Origin of the sequence: Novosphingobium rhizovicinum, from assembly GCF_040813635.1 — a bacterium.
Lineage (GTDB): Bacteria > Pseudomonadota > Alphaproteobacteria > Sphingomonadales > Sphingomonadaceae > Novosphingobium > Novosphingobium rhizovicinum.
Genome location: NZ_JBFNXR010000021.1, coordinates 593,977 through 608,290 on the forward strand (window position 1 = coordinate 593,977; position 14,314 = coordinate 608,290).

At 63.0% G+C, this 14,314-nt stretch carries 15 protein-coding genes and 2 tRNA genes; 9 read left to right on the forward strand and 8 right to left on the reverse strand.

The genetic code is table 11. From position 1 onward, the window contains the following. Window positions 1-116: 116 nt before the first annotated feature. Both ABUH87_RS07655 and ABUH87_RS07660 read right to left on the reverse strand, forming a co-directional pair. A tRNA-Leu gene (locus tag ABUH87_RS07655) sits at window positions 117-203 on the reverse strand. A 108-nt stretch (window positions 204-311) separates the two neighbouring features. Next, window positions 312-1,163: a zinc-ribbon domain-containing protein gene (locus ABUH87_RS07660; RefSeq protein ID WP_367772045.1), complete on the reverse strand. Its 852-nt coding sequence runs from the start codon at window positions 1,161-1,163 to the stop codon at window positions 312-314. A 142-nt stretch (window positions 1,164-1,305) separates the two neighbouring features. Here ABUH87_RS07660 and ftsE point away from each other — a divergent pair, with 142 nt between their 5' ends. The 4 genes from ftsE (at window position 1,306) to ABUH87_RS07680 (ending at window position 4,286) form a co-directional block, all read left to right on the forward strand. Beyond that, the gene (gene ftsE, locus ABUH87_RS07665; RefSeq protein WP_367772047.1) at window positions 1,306-2,025 is read left to right on the forward strand and encodes a cell division ATP-binding protein FtsE; all 720 of its coding nucleotides are present in this window, start codon (window positions 1,306-1,308) and stop codon (window positions 2,023-2,025) included. Window positions 2,026-2,095: 70 nt separating this feature from the next. After that, on the forward strand, window positions 2,096-2,983 hold the full coding sequence (locus ABUH87_RS07670) for a cell division protein FtsX (RefSeq protein ID WP_367772049.1): 888 nt from the start codon (window positions 2,096-2,098) through the stop codon (window positions 2,981-2,983). A gap of 8 nt (window positions 2,984-2,991) precedes the next feature. Beyond that, window positions 2,992-3,531: a YdcF family protein gene (locus ABUH87_RS07675; protein ID WP_367772051.1), complete on the forward strand. Its 540-nt coding sequence runs from the start codon at window positions 2,992-2,994 to the stop codon at window positions 3,529-3,531. Then, a complete protein-coding gene (locus tag ABUH87_RS07680) occupies window positions 3,528-4,286 on the forward strand; it encodes a lysophospholipid acyltransferase family protein (RefSeq protein WP_367772053.1) in 759 nt (252 codons plus the stop codon). The genes ABUH87_RS07675 and ABUH87_RS07680 overlap by 4 nt, the downstream gene beginning before the upstream one ends. A 33-nt stretch (window positions 4,287-4,319) precedes the next feature. On the opposite strand, the gene ABUH87_RS07685 is transcribed toward ABUH87_RS07680, so the two are convergent. Both ABUH87_RS07685 and ABUH87_RS07690 read right to left on the reverse strand, forming a co-directional pair. Beyond that, the gene (locus tag ABUH87_RS07685) at window positions 4,320-5,240 is read right to left on the reverse strand and encodes a prephenate/arogenate dehydrogenase family protein (RefSeq protein WP_367772055.1); all 921 of its coding nucleotides are present in this window, start codon (window positions 5,238-5,240) and stop codon (window positions 4,320-4,322) included. A gap of 29 nt (window positions 5,241-5,269) precedes the next feature. After that, window positions 5,270-6,388 (reverse strand): pyridoxal phosphate-dependent aminotransferase, encoded by a 1,119-nt coding sequence (locus tag ABUH87_RS07690; protein WP_367772057.1) that lies wholly within the window; start codon window positions 6,386-6,388, stop codon window positions 5,270-5,272. Between the two features lie 111 nt (window positions 6,389-6,499). Here ABUH87_RS07690 and metX point away from each other — a divergent pair, with 111 nt between their 5' ends. Together metX and metW are read left to right on the forward strand one after the other, a co-directional pair. Then, the gene (metX, locus tag ABUH87_RS07695) at window positions 6,500-7,606 is read left to right on the forward strand and encodes a homoserine O-acetyltransferase MetX (RefSeq protein WP_367772059.1); all 1,107 of its coding nucleotides are present in this window, start codon (window positions 6,500-6,502) and stop codon (window positions 7,604-7,606) included. A 54-nt stretch (window positions 7,607-7,660) separates the two neighbouring features. Continuing rightward, window positions 7,661-8,248, forward strand: a complete 588-nt coding sequence (gene metW, locus ABUH87_RS07700; RefSeq protein ID WP_367772061.1) for a methionine biosynthesis protein MetW — start codon at window positions 7,661-7,663, stop codon at window positions 8,246-8,248. A 19-nt stretch (window positions 8,249-8,267) separates the two neighbouring features. On the opposite strand, the gene fdhD is transcribed toward metW, so the two are convergent. Beyond that, window positions 8,268-9,047: a formate dehydrogenase accessory sulfurtransferase FdhD gene (fdhD, locus tag ABUH87_RS07705; RefSeq protein ID WP_367772063.1), complete on the reverse strand. Its 780-nt coding sequence runs from the start codon at window positions 9,045-9,047 to the stop codon at window positions 8,268-8,270. A gap of 1 nt (window position 9,048) precedes the next feature. After that, window positions 9,049-9,435 (reverse strand): VOC family protein, encoded by a 387-nt coding sequence (locus tag ABUH87_RS07710; RefSeq protein WP_367772065.1) that lies wholly within the window; start codon window positions 9,433-9,435, stop codon window positions 9,049-9,051. Between the two features lie 182 nt (window positions 9,436-9,617). Here ABUH87_RS07710 and ABUH87_RS07715 point away from each other — a divergent pair, with 182 nt between their 5' ends. After that, entirely contained in the window at window positions 9,618-10,289 is a 672-nt protein-coding gene (locus ABUH87_RS07715) for a glutathione S-transferase family protein (protein WP_367772067.1), read from the forward strand. A 36-nt stretch (window positions 10,290-10,325) separates the two neighbouring features. On the opposite strand, the gene ABUH87_RS07720 is transcribed toward ABUH87_RS07715, so the two are convergent. Further along, window positions 10,326-11,294 carry a complex I NDUFA9 subunit family protein gene (locus ABUH87_RS07720; RefSeq protein WP_367772069.1) on the reverse strand — a complete coding sequence of 323 codons (969 nt, stop codon included), beginning with the start codon at window positions 11,292-11,294 and terminating at the stop codon, window positions 10,326-10,328. A 232-nt stretch (window positions 11,295-11,526) separates the two neighbouring features. On the opposite strand from ABUH87_RS07720, the gene ABUH87_RS07725 reads away from it, so the two are divergent. Beyond that, window positions 11,527-11,613, forward strand: a tRNA-Leu gene (locus ABUH87_RS07725). Between the two features lie 165 nt (window positions 11,614-11,778). Then, window positions 11,779-13,020 carry a tyrosine-type recombinase/integrase gene (locus ABUH87_RS07730; RefSeq protein WP_367772071.1) on the forward strand — a complete coding sequence of 414 codons (1,242 nt, stop codon included), beginning with the start codon at window positions 11,779-11,781 and terminating at the stop codon, window positions 13,018-13,020. Between the two features lie 331 nt (window positions 13,021-13,351). Here the strand turns inward: ABUH87_RS07730 and ABUH87_RS07735 are convergent, their stop codons facing one another. Further along, complete coding sequence (locus tag ABUH87_RS07735; RefSeq protein WP_367772073.1) at window positions 13,352-14,275, reverse strand: hypothetical protein; 924 nt, start codon at window positions 14,273-14,275, stop codon at window positions 13,352-13,354. Between the last annotated feature and the right edge of the window lie 39 nt (window positions 14,276-14,314).

Here is a 14,314-nt window from a genome sequence, read left to right on the forward strand (position 1 = left end):
ATCGGTCCGCAAAGGCGAGCACGCCTCGCGCAGTAACGCGGCTACTAGCAGGCGAAGCGTTCAGGCTTCGCGCCGGGGTGCCCGAAGGCGAAGATCAATGCTGTTCTGAAACTGCCTGGTGCGGTCGAGAAGACTCGAACTTCCACGGGCTTTCGCCCACAACGACCTCAACGTTGCGCGTCTACCAATTCCGCCACGACCGCTAAATCTCGGGGTGAGCTATGCGCTCTTCCCGGGGCAGGAGCGCGCCATTAGCAAAGGCTTTGCAGGGCTGCAAGCGGCGAAACGATGTTTTCGCCGCTTGCACCACCTTAGTTCGGCTTCCAGCCAATCTCAGCGGATTTCGCAGCCTTCGGCACATCCGTCACGGCCTCGTTGATTGTGACGGCTTCGCCCGGCGCAAGCTCGCGCTTGGGTGGCACGACTTCCCAGCTGTACACGATGCGGTCCCTGGCATCGCGCAACACGATAAGGATCGTCGGCACGTAGCGGCTCTCTCCGCCGATGTTGGTCACCGTGCCGCTGGCGCCGAAGTACTCGGTCCCATTTGGCAGCGTCCGCCGATCCTGACGCTTGGCCGGGAAGTCGAGCACGAGGTCCTGCTGGGCCTGTGCAAAGGTCGGGCGGGCGACCGGCACCCAATCGGGTAAGCCGGCCCAGGCCACCAGCGCTGCCAGCGAAAGGGTGATTACCGCGAAGACGACGGCACCCATCATGCCGATCTTCGCCCAATTGCGCCGAGGCCGAAACGGAGGCGCGAAATCGAATCGGGAAGGCCCCTCGTCCGAGAAGTGCCCGCCTGCGGTGTCGTCGTAGTACTTGCCCGGAGAAGGTGGCGGTGGATCGCGCTCCGGCGCCGGCGCTTCTGAAGCACTCGGCTTGTCGCGTCCGCGGGTACCTGTGCCTGCGGCAGGCTCAGCGATGTCCGCAGCACGGGGCGAGGGCGGCTCCTGGCGGGGTGCCATATCTGCCGTAGCAGGCGGGGCGGCAGTTGCAGAGGCCGCTTCATCGCTAGCCGCGCCTGCCTCTGCCAAAGCCGCTTCAGGTCCCTCCTGAAACCAGCTGTGGCGGCACTTCGCGCATCTTACGGTGCGACCGTCCACACCTATCGCACTGTCCGGGACCGCATAGCGGGTCGCACAAGCGGGGCAGGCGATGATCATGATTTCACCTTAAGCACGCCAATGGTTCATGCGACAAGCAGGCGACACGTGGCTTCATTGCTCCAATCTCTTTTTTCCACATTCATTGACCGCAATAGCCCGTTCGGCGTACCTCGCGCACTCGGTTTTCAAAGATCTTTTCATGAGCACCAGGGCTGAGGGCGAAATCGTCCACTTTGACAATGTGGGCTTGCGCTACAGCACCGATCGCGAGGTGCTGAGCGATCTTTCGTTCACGCTGTTTCCGGGCCGCTTCTACTTCCTGACGGGAGCCAGTGGCGCGGGCAAGACATCTTTGCTGCGATTGCTCTATCTGGCGCAGCGTCCGTCTCGCGGTGTCATCCGGATGTTCGGCAAGGACGCGATCACAACCCCGCGCAGCGGCTTGCCCGCCATGCGGCGGCGGATCGGAGTCGTGTTTCAGGATTTTCGGCTGGTGCCGCACCTTAGCGCGTTCGACAACATCGCACTGCCTTTGCGCGTCGCCGGCTTTTCCGAGGGGGAGATCGCAGGGCCGGTCAGCGACATCCTTGAATGGGTGGGGCTCGCAGACAGGCGCGACGCACGCCCTGCGACGCTGTCTGGCGGAGAGCAGCAGCGCATCGCCATCGCGCGTGCGGTGATCGGCAGGCCGGAGGTGTTGGTGGCAGATGAGCCCACCGGGAACGTGGATCCCGAGATGGCCGTAAAATTGCTGCGACTGTTCGAACTGCTCAACCGGCAGGGCACGACGGTCGTTGTGGCGACCCACGATGTTCACCTGCTGAAGAAGGTGTCCAGTCCGCTGATCATGCGCCTCGACCGGGGGCGGCTTTCCGATCCCACGGGAGCGTTGCGTTATCCGCCGCGGCGGCCTTCGTGAGAGGTCTGGACGTTTGAACCGCAATTCGCAGACTAAGGCACCGGGCCGCTTTGCGCGGGGGCGGAAGCTCTTGGCGGGATCGGATAGCGAGCTTGTGCCACAGGCGCGGCTCTCCGGACCCATGCCGTGGGTGATCGCGATCATGGTTGCGCTGACCGCGATTGCACTTGCCGCCGGACTTGCTCTGGGCAACGCGGTAGTGGCCGCCACTGCCGAGATCGAGGGCGGCGTTACCGTCCAGGTGATCGAACCCCGCCCGGAATTGCGTAAGCAGGAGGTTGCGCGCGCGCTCGACGCTCTCAAGCAGCTGCCCGGTATTCAGAGCATGCGCCTGGTTCCTCAGGAAGAACTAGACAGGTTGGTCGCGCCTTGGCTCGGTTCACGCGAGGAGAGCCAGGGGGACATGACAATCCCCGTGCCTGCTTTGATCGACGTGCGGCTGGACAAGCCTGCGACTCCGGCACGGGTCGCCACTGTGGAGAAGGCGCTGTTGCAGGCAGCACCCTCGGCACGGGTAGACGCGCAGGCGAATTGGCTGCGGCCGGTCTTCGACGCGATCGTCTCGCTGCAGTGGCTGGCGATCGCTCTTGTCGTGCTGTTTGCAGGTGCGCTGTCCGCCGCGGTGCTGCTGGCCGCGAGATCGGCATTAGGCGCGAATCGCGACACCATCGAGATCGTCCACCTGCTTGGCGGCACGGATGCGCAGATCGCCCGCGTGTTCCAGCGTTCGATCGCGTGGGATGCCGCAGGCGGCGGTGCGGTGGGGCTTGCCTTGGCGATTGTCGTCATTCTCTCGCTCGGGCGCCGTTTCGCAGAGTTGGGGGCGGGATTGGTGACCAGCGGCGCTCTCGGCTGGACGGACTGGCTTGTGCTGGCGCTCGTGCCCGGGTTCGCCACATTGCTCGCCATGCTGACTGCCCGTCTGACGGTGATGCACGCGCTGCGTAAGATGCTATAGCAGCGCCCATGTTCCGCCGCATCGCCGCGTTCTTTCTGCTGTTGTGGTTCTTCGGCTTTCTGTGGTTCGCCGTCACGCTGCCGCAGCCTGCTGGAGCCCAGCGAACGGACGCCGTAATCGTTCTTACCGGCGGACCCGGCCGCATACCGCACGCGATCGACGTCCTGCGGCGAGACCTTTCGCCTCGCCTGCTGGTTTCTGGCGTCGATCCCGAGGTCCGCCCGGTGGAGTTCGCCCGTGAGTACGACGTCCCTCCGCGCCTGATGGATTGCTGCATCACTCTTGGCTACCGGGCCTTCGACACGCGCTCCAACGCCGTCGAAGCGGCAAACTGGTTGGGCGCGAATCGGGCCCGCTCGGTGCGAGTGGTCACGGTCGATTGGCACATGCGCCGCGCCGCGTATGAGCTTGGTCGCGAGTTGCCGCGCGGTATCAAAGTCCTGCGCGATGCGGTGCGCAGCGAACCTTCATTGAGGACCTTGTTTCTGGAATATCATAAGCTGCTCGCGCGTTGGCTGATCGACACCTGGCAGGAGTGGCGACAGTGAGCCGCCTGGCCGAGGTGCTGCGGAGCCTGCTGTTCTATGTCGTGTTCTACATTGGAACGGCGGCATACGTCCTGGCGGCACTCGCAATGCTGCCGTTCGACCGAAGCCGCTTCGCACGCATCGTGATCGGCTGGAGCCGCTTTCACCGTACCTGCACGAGACTGCTATTGGGAATCCGCGTAGTTGTGGAGGGCGAACTCCCGCAGTCGCACGCGTTGGTTGCGATGAAGCACGAGAGCTTCTTCGAGGCGATCGACTTGCCGAACCTGCTCAATCACCCCGCGATCATCGCCAAGGCCGAACTGCTGCGAATACCGCTGTGGGGCAGTGCAGGGCGCCACTTCGGATTGATCGGAGTGGAGCGCGATCAAGGTGCCAAGGCTTTGCGTACAATGCTCACAGCGGCACGGGCCCTGATCGCGGAAGGCCGGGTTCTGGCCATTTTCCCCGAAGGGACTCGCGTTCCTCACGGCCGAGTGGCTCCGCTGGGGTCGGGTTTCGCCGGGCTTTACAAGCTACTCCGCCTGCCGGTCGTGCCAGTGGCCATCGACAGCGGGCCTCTTTACCATCGCAACTGGAAGCGATCAGGGACGATCACGATCCGCGTGGGCGAGCCGATCCCCGCTGGCCTTGCGCGTGAAGAGATCGAGGCACGGGTGATTTCTGCGATCAATGTACTCAGCACTCCAACGCAGTCCGAACTGGGTTCAGCTGTTCATGATGGCACACCTGCCAGGGAGCAGGTCGTCCAGTAAGCGCGTCGCCGAGAGGGGCGCGACGCGGCAAGCTCAGCTTGTCGCCGCGTCGTGATCGGCGCGGCCGAAGTCCGGCCTTGCGTCGTCCTGCCCCTCCTCGATGATGGAACGGCGGATTGCGCGCGTGCGGGCGAAGTGATTGAACAGCATGTCGCTGTCACCAATGCGGATTGCGCGCTGGAGGGCGGTGAGGTCCTCCGTGAAGCGTTGCAGCATGGTCAGTACCGCGTCGCGGTTCGACAGGAACACGTCGCGCCACATCGTCGGATCGGACGCCGCGATGCGCGTGAAGTCGCGAAAGCCGCCAGCGGAATACTTGATCACCTCTGACCGTGTGACTTCCTCAAGATCCGAGGCCGTGCCGACGATGGTATAGGCGATCAGGTGGGGCAAGTGGCTGGTCACGGCAAGCACCAGGTCATGATGCTCAGGATCCATGATCTCGACGTTGGCGCCTAAGGCCTCCCAGAACGTGACGAGACTGGAGAGCTTGACCAGATCGGTCTGTGCGGGCGGCGTAACGATGCACCAGCGATTGCGGAAAAGCTGTGCGAAACCCGCATCAGGTCCAGAGTTCTCAGTCCCTGCCACCGGGTGAGCAGGGATCACCAGGTGGCCCGGAAGCGCTTCGGACAGCGCCTTCGCCACCGCCTGCTTGCTGGAGCCGACGTCGCTGACGACGGCTCCCGGGGGCAGCGTTGCACGCACTTCTGACGCGGCGCCTCCCATCGCGCCGGGCGGCACGCAAAAGATGATCAGGTCCGCGTCAGCGGCTGCCTCGGCGGAGCTCTCACAGACTTTGTGAACCAGCCCTCGCTCAGCTGCCCGCGCTCTTGTGACGGGATCGATGTCGGTCCCTGTGGTGAAGACCTCCGGAAGATAGGACTGGACGGCGAGACCGATCGAGCCGCCTTGCAGGCCCAGTCCGATGATCGCCACGCGCCGGAAGGTCATGCCCTCTGATCCTTCACTCCGGTTCTCGCTCACTTGGAAGCCTCGGCCATCTGGCGCAGGGCTGCGGCGATAGCGTCCATGTCGTGCGTGTGGCCGACAGTGAAGCGCAGCGCATGGGGCAGGCCTTGCCCCGGAAGCCAGCGCACGATGTACCCGCGTTCGGCCAGGCCGTTGTAGGCTACCTCTGCCGTAAGCGCACCTTCGAAGGTGACGAGGACAAAGTTGGCTTCGCTAGGCAGAGGACGGATGCCATGATTGCCGAGCGCTTCGAGCGCTTGCACGAAGCGGGCGCGTGTCTGGAGATTGTGCAGCCGGCTATGCTCGACGAATCTGACGTCGCGCACCGCAGCCAGGGCAACCGCTTGGGCACTGTTGCTGAGGTTAAAAGGCCCGCGGATGCGGTTCAGCACTTCGATGAGTTCCGTCGCTCCCGTTGCCCAGCCCACGCGCTCTCCGGCGAGGCCATAGGCCTTCGAAAAGGTCCGGGTGACAAGGACGTTGCCGTGCGCCGCAGCGAGTGCAAGCGCGCCGTCATCGTCTTCAGGCGCGACATATTCGACGTAGGCTTGGTCCACCACCAGCAGGACTTCAGAGGGGAGGCCGGCATGGAGCCGCGCCAGCTCATCACGCGGCAGGAAGCTTCCTGTGGGGTTGTTCGGGTTTGCGATGAAGACGACGCGCGTGCGCTCGCTGACCAGGGAGAGCAGGGCATCCACATCGGTGCCATAGTCCGCATCGGGCGCGACCACCGGCGTTGCGCCGCATCGGCGCGCCGCGATCTCGTAAAGCGAGAAGCCGTAGCGCACGTAAAGGACTTCATCCCCCGGTCCGGCGTATGCGCTTGCCGCAAGAGTGAGCAGTTCGCCCGAGCCCGTTCCGCACAGGATCCGCGCGGGGTCGATGTCGTGCAACTCTCCCAGTGCCCGACGCAAGGCAGTGCTGTCCGGATCCGGGTAGAGCGAGGGTTCGACGGCCGCCGCCCGAGCCGCCAGTGCTGCCGGACTGGTGCCGAGAGGGTTCTCGTTGGCGGACAGCTTGATCAACGGCCGCCCGTCCGCACCGCTCGATTTGCCCGGAACATAGGCGTGGATCGCTTCTATCCACGGCTTGGGGGTCGGGGCGCGGTTTTTGGCGGGGGCAAGGCTCATGATCCGTTGCCTTTAGCGAAGCAGGGCACCGATTGCACCCCTCACGGGCGCTTACGATCCACTTGCCGCAATTGACAGTTGAGGGGGGCTGCCCCAATTCCTCCGATCATCATGGCAACGGCTCCGATCATCGATGCAAGTGAAGTACTTGCACTGCCTCAGCCTCTGCGCCTCGACGGTGGGCAGAGCCTTTCCGGCGTGCGCATCGCCTACGAAAGTTACGGCACGCTCTCGCCTGCACGGGACAACGCGATTTTCATCACCCATGCCCTGACTGGCGATCATCACGTCGCAAGCCCCCACCCGAAGACCGGAAAACCTGGCTGGTGGGTGCGCATGGTGGGACCGGGTAAGCCGATCGACACCGACCGCTTTTATGTCATCTGTGCCAATGTGCTGGGCAGTTGCATGGGTTCGACAGGACCGGCCTCGCCAGGACCTGACGGACAGCCATGGGGCATGCGCTTCCCGGTCATCACGATCCGCGACATGGTGCGGGGGCATATCGCCTTGCTCGACGCGCTTGGGATCGATCAACTGCATGCAGTCGTGGGCGGATCGATGGGTGGTATGCAGGCGCTCAGCCTTGCCGCCAACTTCCCGGAGCGTACCCGCGCTGCTCTTGTGATCGCATCGACTGCGCGGCACTCGGCACAGAACATCGCATTCCATGAAGTTGGCCGTCAGGCGATCATGGCCGATCCCGCCTGGCGAGAGGGTGACTACTACTCGCACGGAAAAGGGCCAGAGAAGGGCCTGTCCGTCGCACGGATGGCTGCGCATATCACGTACCTGTCCGAAGCGGGGCTGACAGAGAAGTTCGGACGGCGCCTTCAGGACCGCACCGAGAAGACCTTCGGCTTCGATGCTGACTTCCAGGTGGAAAGCTACCTGCGCTATCAAGGGCTGGCGTTCACGGACCGATTCGATGCGAACGCCTACCTCTATATCACGCGTGCCATGGACTACTTCGACCTGGCGGAGGAGCATGGTGGGATGTTGGCCAACGCCTTTGCGGGCAGCAAGGCGCGTTTCTGCCTCGTCAGCTTCGATACGGACTGGCTCTATCCCACCGCCGAGTCCCGCAACGTCGCACATGCACTTACCGCGGCAGGCCTGCCGGTGAGCTTCGTCGAGCTCTCCGCCCCGTTCGGACACGATTCCTTCCTGCTCGACGTCCCCGCTCTCGATCGGGTGGTCGCAGGCTTTCTCGGGTAAAATGATGGCAGCAAACTCCTATGCCCCGGCCGACACGAATGAGCGGCAGCGCTGATGGCTTTGCGGCCCGATCTTGCCGTCATCGCGGAGAGCGTCGTTAGCGGTTCACGCGTGCTCGACGTCGGCTGCGGGGACGGCGCTCTGCTGGCTGCGCTGCGCGACGGAAAGGGGTGCGATGCGCGAGGCATGGAGATCGACCCGGCCAACGTCGCCGAGTGCGTTGCGCGGGGGCTCTCGGTCATTCAGGGCGATGCCGATAAGGACCTCGCCTTCTATCCGGACGCTTCGGTGGATTACGCCATCCTGAGCCAGACCCTGCAGACAACGATGCGGCCTGACCGGGTGCTGGAGGAACTGCTGCGCATCGGACGCAGGGCCTTTGTCAGCTTCCCGAATTTCGGTCACTGGAAGGTGCGCACCTCGCTCTTGTGGAATGGCCGCATGCCCGTGACGCGACTGCTTCCGATCGCCTGGTATGCGACGCCGAACATCCATCATGCGACCGTGAACGACTTTCGCGACATGGTGCGGGAGCGCGGCATCAAGGTGGAGCAAGCCTGGTATCTGAGTGGTGACCGGCGCTGCAGCCCCGCCGCGGCGAGCTTCCGGGCGGAGCACGCGGTTTTCCTGCTGGCGCGCTGAAGGACTGGGCAGCGGCCAGTCAGTTCTCCAGCGCCGGCCCTGCCACGGCAAGAACACTATCATCGCGCGCCAGCGCCCACAGGCTGAGCCCCGCCGCCTGCGCGCGATGGACGGCCATGCTCGTGGGTAGCGAGACGGTGACCAGGGCTGTCGCTCCTGCTTGCACGGCTTTCTCTACGATCTCGTAGCTGCACCGTGCCGTCGAAAGGAGAAACCCTTGCGCCAGGGAACTGTTGGATCGGGCGCTGGCGCCAATGAGTTTGTCGAGGGCGTTGTGCCTTCCGACGTCCTCGCGAACCCTGTTCAGGGTGCCGTCGGGAGTGAAATGTGCGGCGGCGTGAGCCGCGCCTGTTGCCCGACCAAGAGGTTGATGCGCCCGCAGTTGGGAAAGTGCCCGGAAGATAGCCTCGCTCTCGAGACGCTCATGGTCTGGCACTTGCGGTAAAGGACGCGCGAGCGCTTCCAGGTTCTCAATCCCGCAAAGGCCGCAGCTCGATTCGGCCACGCGTGCCCGCACGCGCTCCTGAAGTCTCTCCGCGCCCAGTCCCTCGATCATGGTGCGCACGACCCAGCCGTTTTCGACCTCCGCAGGCGCGACTTCGATAATCTGCGCGCCATCCGCCGCGAGCCCTTCGCAGATGGCAAAGCCTGTGGCGAAGTCCTCCAGGTCTGCGGGCGTTGCCATCATCACCGCATACGAGACGCCGTTAAACTCCAGCGCGACGGGCACTTCAGGTACCCAGTCGCGCGCGATGTTCGAACGCCGTCCATCGGCGGTGATCTCAATCGCCTGCCCCACCTCAGCCCATGTTCAGCCCGAAGTAGGCCCCCAGCTTGTTGCCGTCCGGATCGCGCAGATAAGCGCCAAACGCCCCGCGTGCCTGGGGCTTTGGTTCAGGATCGCCTTCACTGGTGCCGCCGTTCGCAAGGCCGGCCGCGTGCCAGTTGCGCACGGCCTGCTCGTCAGGGGCTTCGAAGATTGCAGTGCCGCCGTTCGCATGCGTTGCCGGCTGGCCATCCCGAGCAGGGCCGCAAAGAAAACGGCAGCCGCCGGGCAAGTTGTACATGATAAGCGGATAATCGGCTGGCGTAGCGGACGGCGCAACGCCCAGGGCACCGAAAGTGGCGTCATAGAACGCGCGCGACTTGGCTACATCGTTCGATCCGAACCTCAGACTCTTCAGCATCGCTATCCTTCCTTGTTTTCTTTTGCGCTCTAGTCATGCTGCCTTGGTCCGGCGCGGTCAATCGGGGGAAGGGCCGGGAGGTATCGGCCTGCGGCTTGCCGGTGAACAGTTATCCACCAGCGCAGCCTTGCCAGCGCATCTGCATGCTGGACGCTTGCGGAAGCCTTTGGCATCGAGGTGGCATGTGGCACCTCTATCAGTTCCCGCTTTGTCCCTTCAGCCGCAAGGTGCGCCTGCTGATGAGCGAGAAGGGCATCGCTTATGAGTTGCAGACGGAGAAGCCATGGGAGGCGCGGGACGGATTTTTCGCGATGAACCCTGCAGGCAGAGTGCCAGTGCTGCATGAGGAAGAGCGCGGCATCACCCTCTCGGATAGCCGCGCCATCTGCGAGTATTTTGAAGAAACCGTCGACCGTAATCCGCTGATCAGCGGAACGGCACAGCAGCGCGCTGAGGTGCGCCGCCTCGTCGCCATGTTCGACGAGAACTTCTTCAACGATGTCGCAGGGCCCTTGCTGCACGAGCGGATGAAAAAGCGCCTGGTGCTTCGCCAGTCTCCCGATGCCAAGATGCTGCGGGAGGCGATGAAGCTCGCCCACGATTGGCTCGATTATATCGATTATCTGATCGACCATCGCCCATGGCTCGCTGGCGCGACGATGACTCTGGCAGATCTGGCCGCAGCGGCGCAGATCTCAGTGGCTGATTATCTCGGCGGCATAGACTGGTCCAGCCACGAACCCGCTCGCGGCTGGTACCTCGTGATCAAAAGTCGGCCCAGTTTCCGCCCGCTCCTGTCTGAACGGATGGAAGTGATTCAGCCTCCCAGCCACTACGCTGAAGTAGACGCGTAGAGCGCGTCGCCACGCTCCCGCTGTGGTCTACACCTGCTAGAGCTTGGCTCCCGGTGCCGATATCTCGTCTGAATCGCCAAAGCGTCCGTGCTTGCGGAAACGCACCATCCAGCGGTCAAGGAAAAGCGAAAGCGGCCGGGGTGAAACGCCAAGCTCGCTGATCCCCGGCATGGACGTGTCGGCTACGTTGCCGCGTTCTAGCAGCGCCAACTGATCGCGCGAGATGGGCGTTCCGGGCAGCGAGGCGATGGCGCGCGATACTCCATCGGGCAGTTCAATGAAGCTGCGGCGCCGTCTTTGCGCTGACGCTATGCGCTGATTGATTTCGAGCATGGTGATAACTTCCGGGCCGGCGATCTCGTATGTCCGCCCCTTTGCCTCGGGCAGGGTCAAGGCATTAGCGACCGCTTCCGCCGCATCGTCTACAAACAGCGGCTGCAGCTTTGCCTGGGGGACGAATACCGGCAGTGCCGGCAGCATGCTGATCAGCCGCCCGAACATCATCAGGAAATTATCGTCGTCGGCAAACAGGATGGATGGCCGCACGATTGTCGCTTCCGGGAACGCTGCATGGACTGCCGCTTCGCCCTCGGCCTTGGTCCGGGCGTAGCCAACCGTCGAATCAGCATCCGCACCGATGGCCGACACATGGACGAAGGTGCCGACTCCTGCCTCTTTCGCCGCAGCCGCGATCCGGCCCGCACCGTTCCCCTGAAGCGCTTCCAGATTGCCCGAGAACGCTCCTACAAGGTTCACCACGATGTCTGAGCCGGCAAGTGCCGGACCCAGGGACGCAGGGCGCGTGACATCGACGGGCATGAACTGCAATTGCCCCAGATTTCCAAGCGGACGTACACGCCAGGCTTTTTGCGGAGAGCGGCTTGCCAGTCGCAGGCGCGCACCGCGTGAGAGCAACTCCTGCGCAAGATGACAGCCAAAGAAGCCGGTGCCGCCCAGGATGGTCACCACTTTGCCGCTGAGGGAAACGTTCGCGTTGACGCTCATGCCTCGATAAGTCCTTCCGCCGGTCCGTAAGTTCCGCGCGCACCGCTACGCACGCGACCTGCCGCGCCTTGGCATAAGCCCCCGATCCGGGCAACCGGGGAGCGGCTTGACGAGAGAAACTTCGCAAGCCTGTGCGGTATCTAACCTTAGCCAGCACATGGGCGTTGACAAGCCCTCAGGCACTCCGTATCGGCACCCTCCTACCCGCACGGTGCTTCCGCATCGTGCCCGTGCCCAGATGGCGGAATTGGTAGACGCACCAGCTTCAGGTGCTGGCGCTCGCAAGGGCGTGGAGGTTCGAGTCCTCTTCTGGGCACCATTTGTTCTCCTGCCGGCGTCCACGGACGTCCGCAGAAGGGCTGAAATCCGCCACTTTTTGTGCTATGACCGTCCGGACAAATCCGGGCGAATTCGGCACCAATCGGGAACAATGCGGGTATATCCGAGGGTATCGAAAATCGTCCACTGACCGGGACGATACCTCATGGCCACCCTTTTTGCCACGACCGTCGCCAACGCCAAGCCACGCGACCGCGACTATAAGCTGTCCGACGGCGCAGGTCTCTATCTTCTCGTCCGGCCGAACGGCACCAAGCTGTGGCGGCTGAACTATCGCTTTCTGGAGAAGCATCGGACGCTGGCATTCGGTGCCTGGCCCGAGGTGACCCTGGCCGATGCTCGGGAGCGGCGCGAAGAGGCGCGGCGCTTGCTGGCCGCAGGCACCGATCCCTCTCACCAGCAGAAGGTCGACGCAGCGCGAGCGCGTGTCGAGGAAAATGACACCTTCAAGGTCGTCGCCCTCGAGTGGCTCGCCAAGAACGAGCGCGAGGGCATTGCCGAGATCACCTTGAGCAAGATGCGCTGGTTGCTCGACAAAGCCTATCCGCGGATCGGCAACCGTCCGGTCGCCAAGATCACCGCGCAGGAGGTGCTCGCCTGCCTGAGGGCGGTCGAAGCGACTGGCCGGCATGAAAGCGCCCGGCGCATGCGCAGCGTTCTGAGCCGTGTGTTCCGTTATGCAATCGCTACAACGCGCGCTGAGCGTGATCCGGCCAGTGACCTGCGTGGCGCATTGACCGTTCCCAAAGCTAAGCACCTGGCGGCGATCACGACTGAGGATCGTGCCGGTGATCTCATGCGGGCGATTGAAGGGTACTCGGGGCATACGATCACCCTGTACGCCCTGAAGCTTTCGGCGCATCTCTTCGTACGGCCAGGCGAGCTGCGGCAAGCCGAGTGGGCCGAGTTCGATTTCGACCGCTCGATCTGGAACATTCCGGCCGAAAAGATGAAGATGCGCAGGCCTCACCGGGTTCCGCTGTCGTCGCAAGCCGTCGGGCTGTTTGAGAGCCTGTGGGATCTCACGGGTGAAGGGCGGTACTGCTTCCCATCTTTTCGCACCGGCAAGCGACCTATGTCCGAAAACACGGTCAACGCCGCTCTGCGCGCGCTGGGTTTCGGTCAGGACGAAATGACGGCCCACGGGTTTCGCGCCATGGCAGCCACGCTACTGAATGAGTGTGGCCGCTTCAATCCGGACGCTATCGAGCGGCAGCTAGCTCACATGGAGAACAACGGTGTGCGACGGGCCTATACTCGAGGCGAGTACTGGAACGAGCGGATCAAGCTGATGCAGTTCTGGTCGGATGAACTCGACCGCCTGCGTGCCGGTGGAAAGGCACTGAAGCCGAATTTCCCTGGACGCCCCCGTTCAGCTGCTGCTTGAAATCTGCATCTCGTGGATGGAACAACCCACGATTTCTGCGCCGCTTCTCACGAGCGAGGGCGCCTCTATGTAAGCGGCTGCGCTTCGCGGTGCGAGCAAATGGTTGGCACTCCCTTCGAAGTCGGTGCAAACGTGTAAAGAAGATCGCATTTTCTTTGCACGTCGCACAAACGTGTAAAGTTTTTGCGGATTTTGGGAGCATGGTGTGAGAAGTCCTTGCTGGAACAAAGTTGAAGCCTGAACAGGAGGCGGAACCAGCGTTCACCGACTTTCAAGTGAACCGCAGTGCAGGCTTCAATCGACCGGTTCTGCTTTTTGACGCCCGCAAGTTTCAGAACGGCCAGGAGATTGCCTGAAGCCAAGCTGCTACGCCCGTTAAAAGGGTTCCGACCAAGGTGATCAAGCTCGCAAAGGCGAGCGCCTTACCGGCGTTCTCGCCGAGTGATTTGCCGAAAGCTTTGGCGAACTCTTCGGCGAATAAATCTCCCTTACCGCCCAGCCAATGCGCCGCGTTGCGAAGCGTTGTTCCGGCGCGGCCCACCTGAACCGGGTCGGGGTTCTCTTTGGCTAGCTCGGTGCCGAGATGATCCACAGTGTCCTCAACGATATCGATTACCGGTGAGGTCTGTGTACCCTCCTCTTCGTCGGGCGGCGGATTGTTATGCCCAAAGCCACCGTGTTGCGGACGCAACTCCGCCAGCTCCTCCTTTACCGCAGCAATTTGCCTGATCAGCTCCTTTCGGCGCCGCAGATCTGCGGGATTTCCAGTCAGGCAGGGACGGCCAGCCTCCAGCGCTTCGGTTAATCCGTCGAGATCCGGAGTGACAGGAGCTGTAAGGAAATTCCCGTCTGCGCCGGTCAGAAGGGCGCCGTCAGCGCCTGTGAGGAAAGCCTGCCCGACAGGAGCGATGGGTTCCTTGGCAACAAAAACCCGGCTCCCGACATTGCCAATGACAAGCTCATCACCAGTCTTGATCCATTGCACCAGACCCCGTCCGATCCGGGGTTCCGGTGATCGACCTGAACCCGACCGTTCGGCGTTGTAATAGCTGATCTGCATCGAACGCAGCGCGGGATCGAACAGGACGCCAATCGTGTAAACGGCTTTTCCTTCGCCATAGGAAGGTTCCAGACCGGCCGCTCTCATCGCATATCTCTGAGACGACGACGGAACGTATGCCCCCTTGTCCTTGTCGGTCTCGGAAACGACCTTAGTGCCGAAACTGTCAAACAGTTCCGCCCATTCCTCCGCCATTGCTAGCGCCCGCCCGCCGCTGATATCCGCATCACGGGA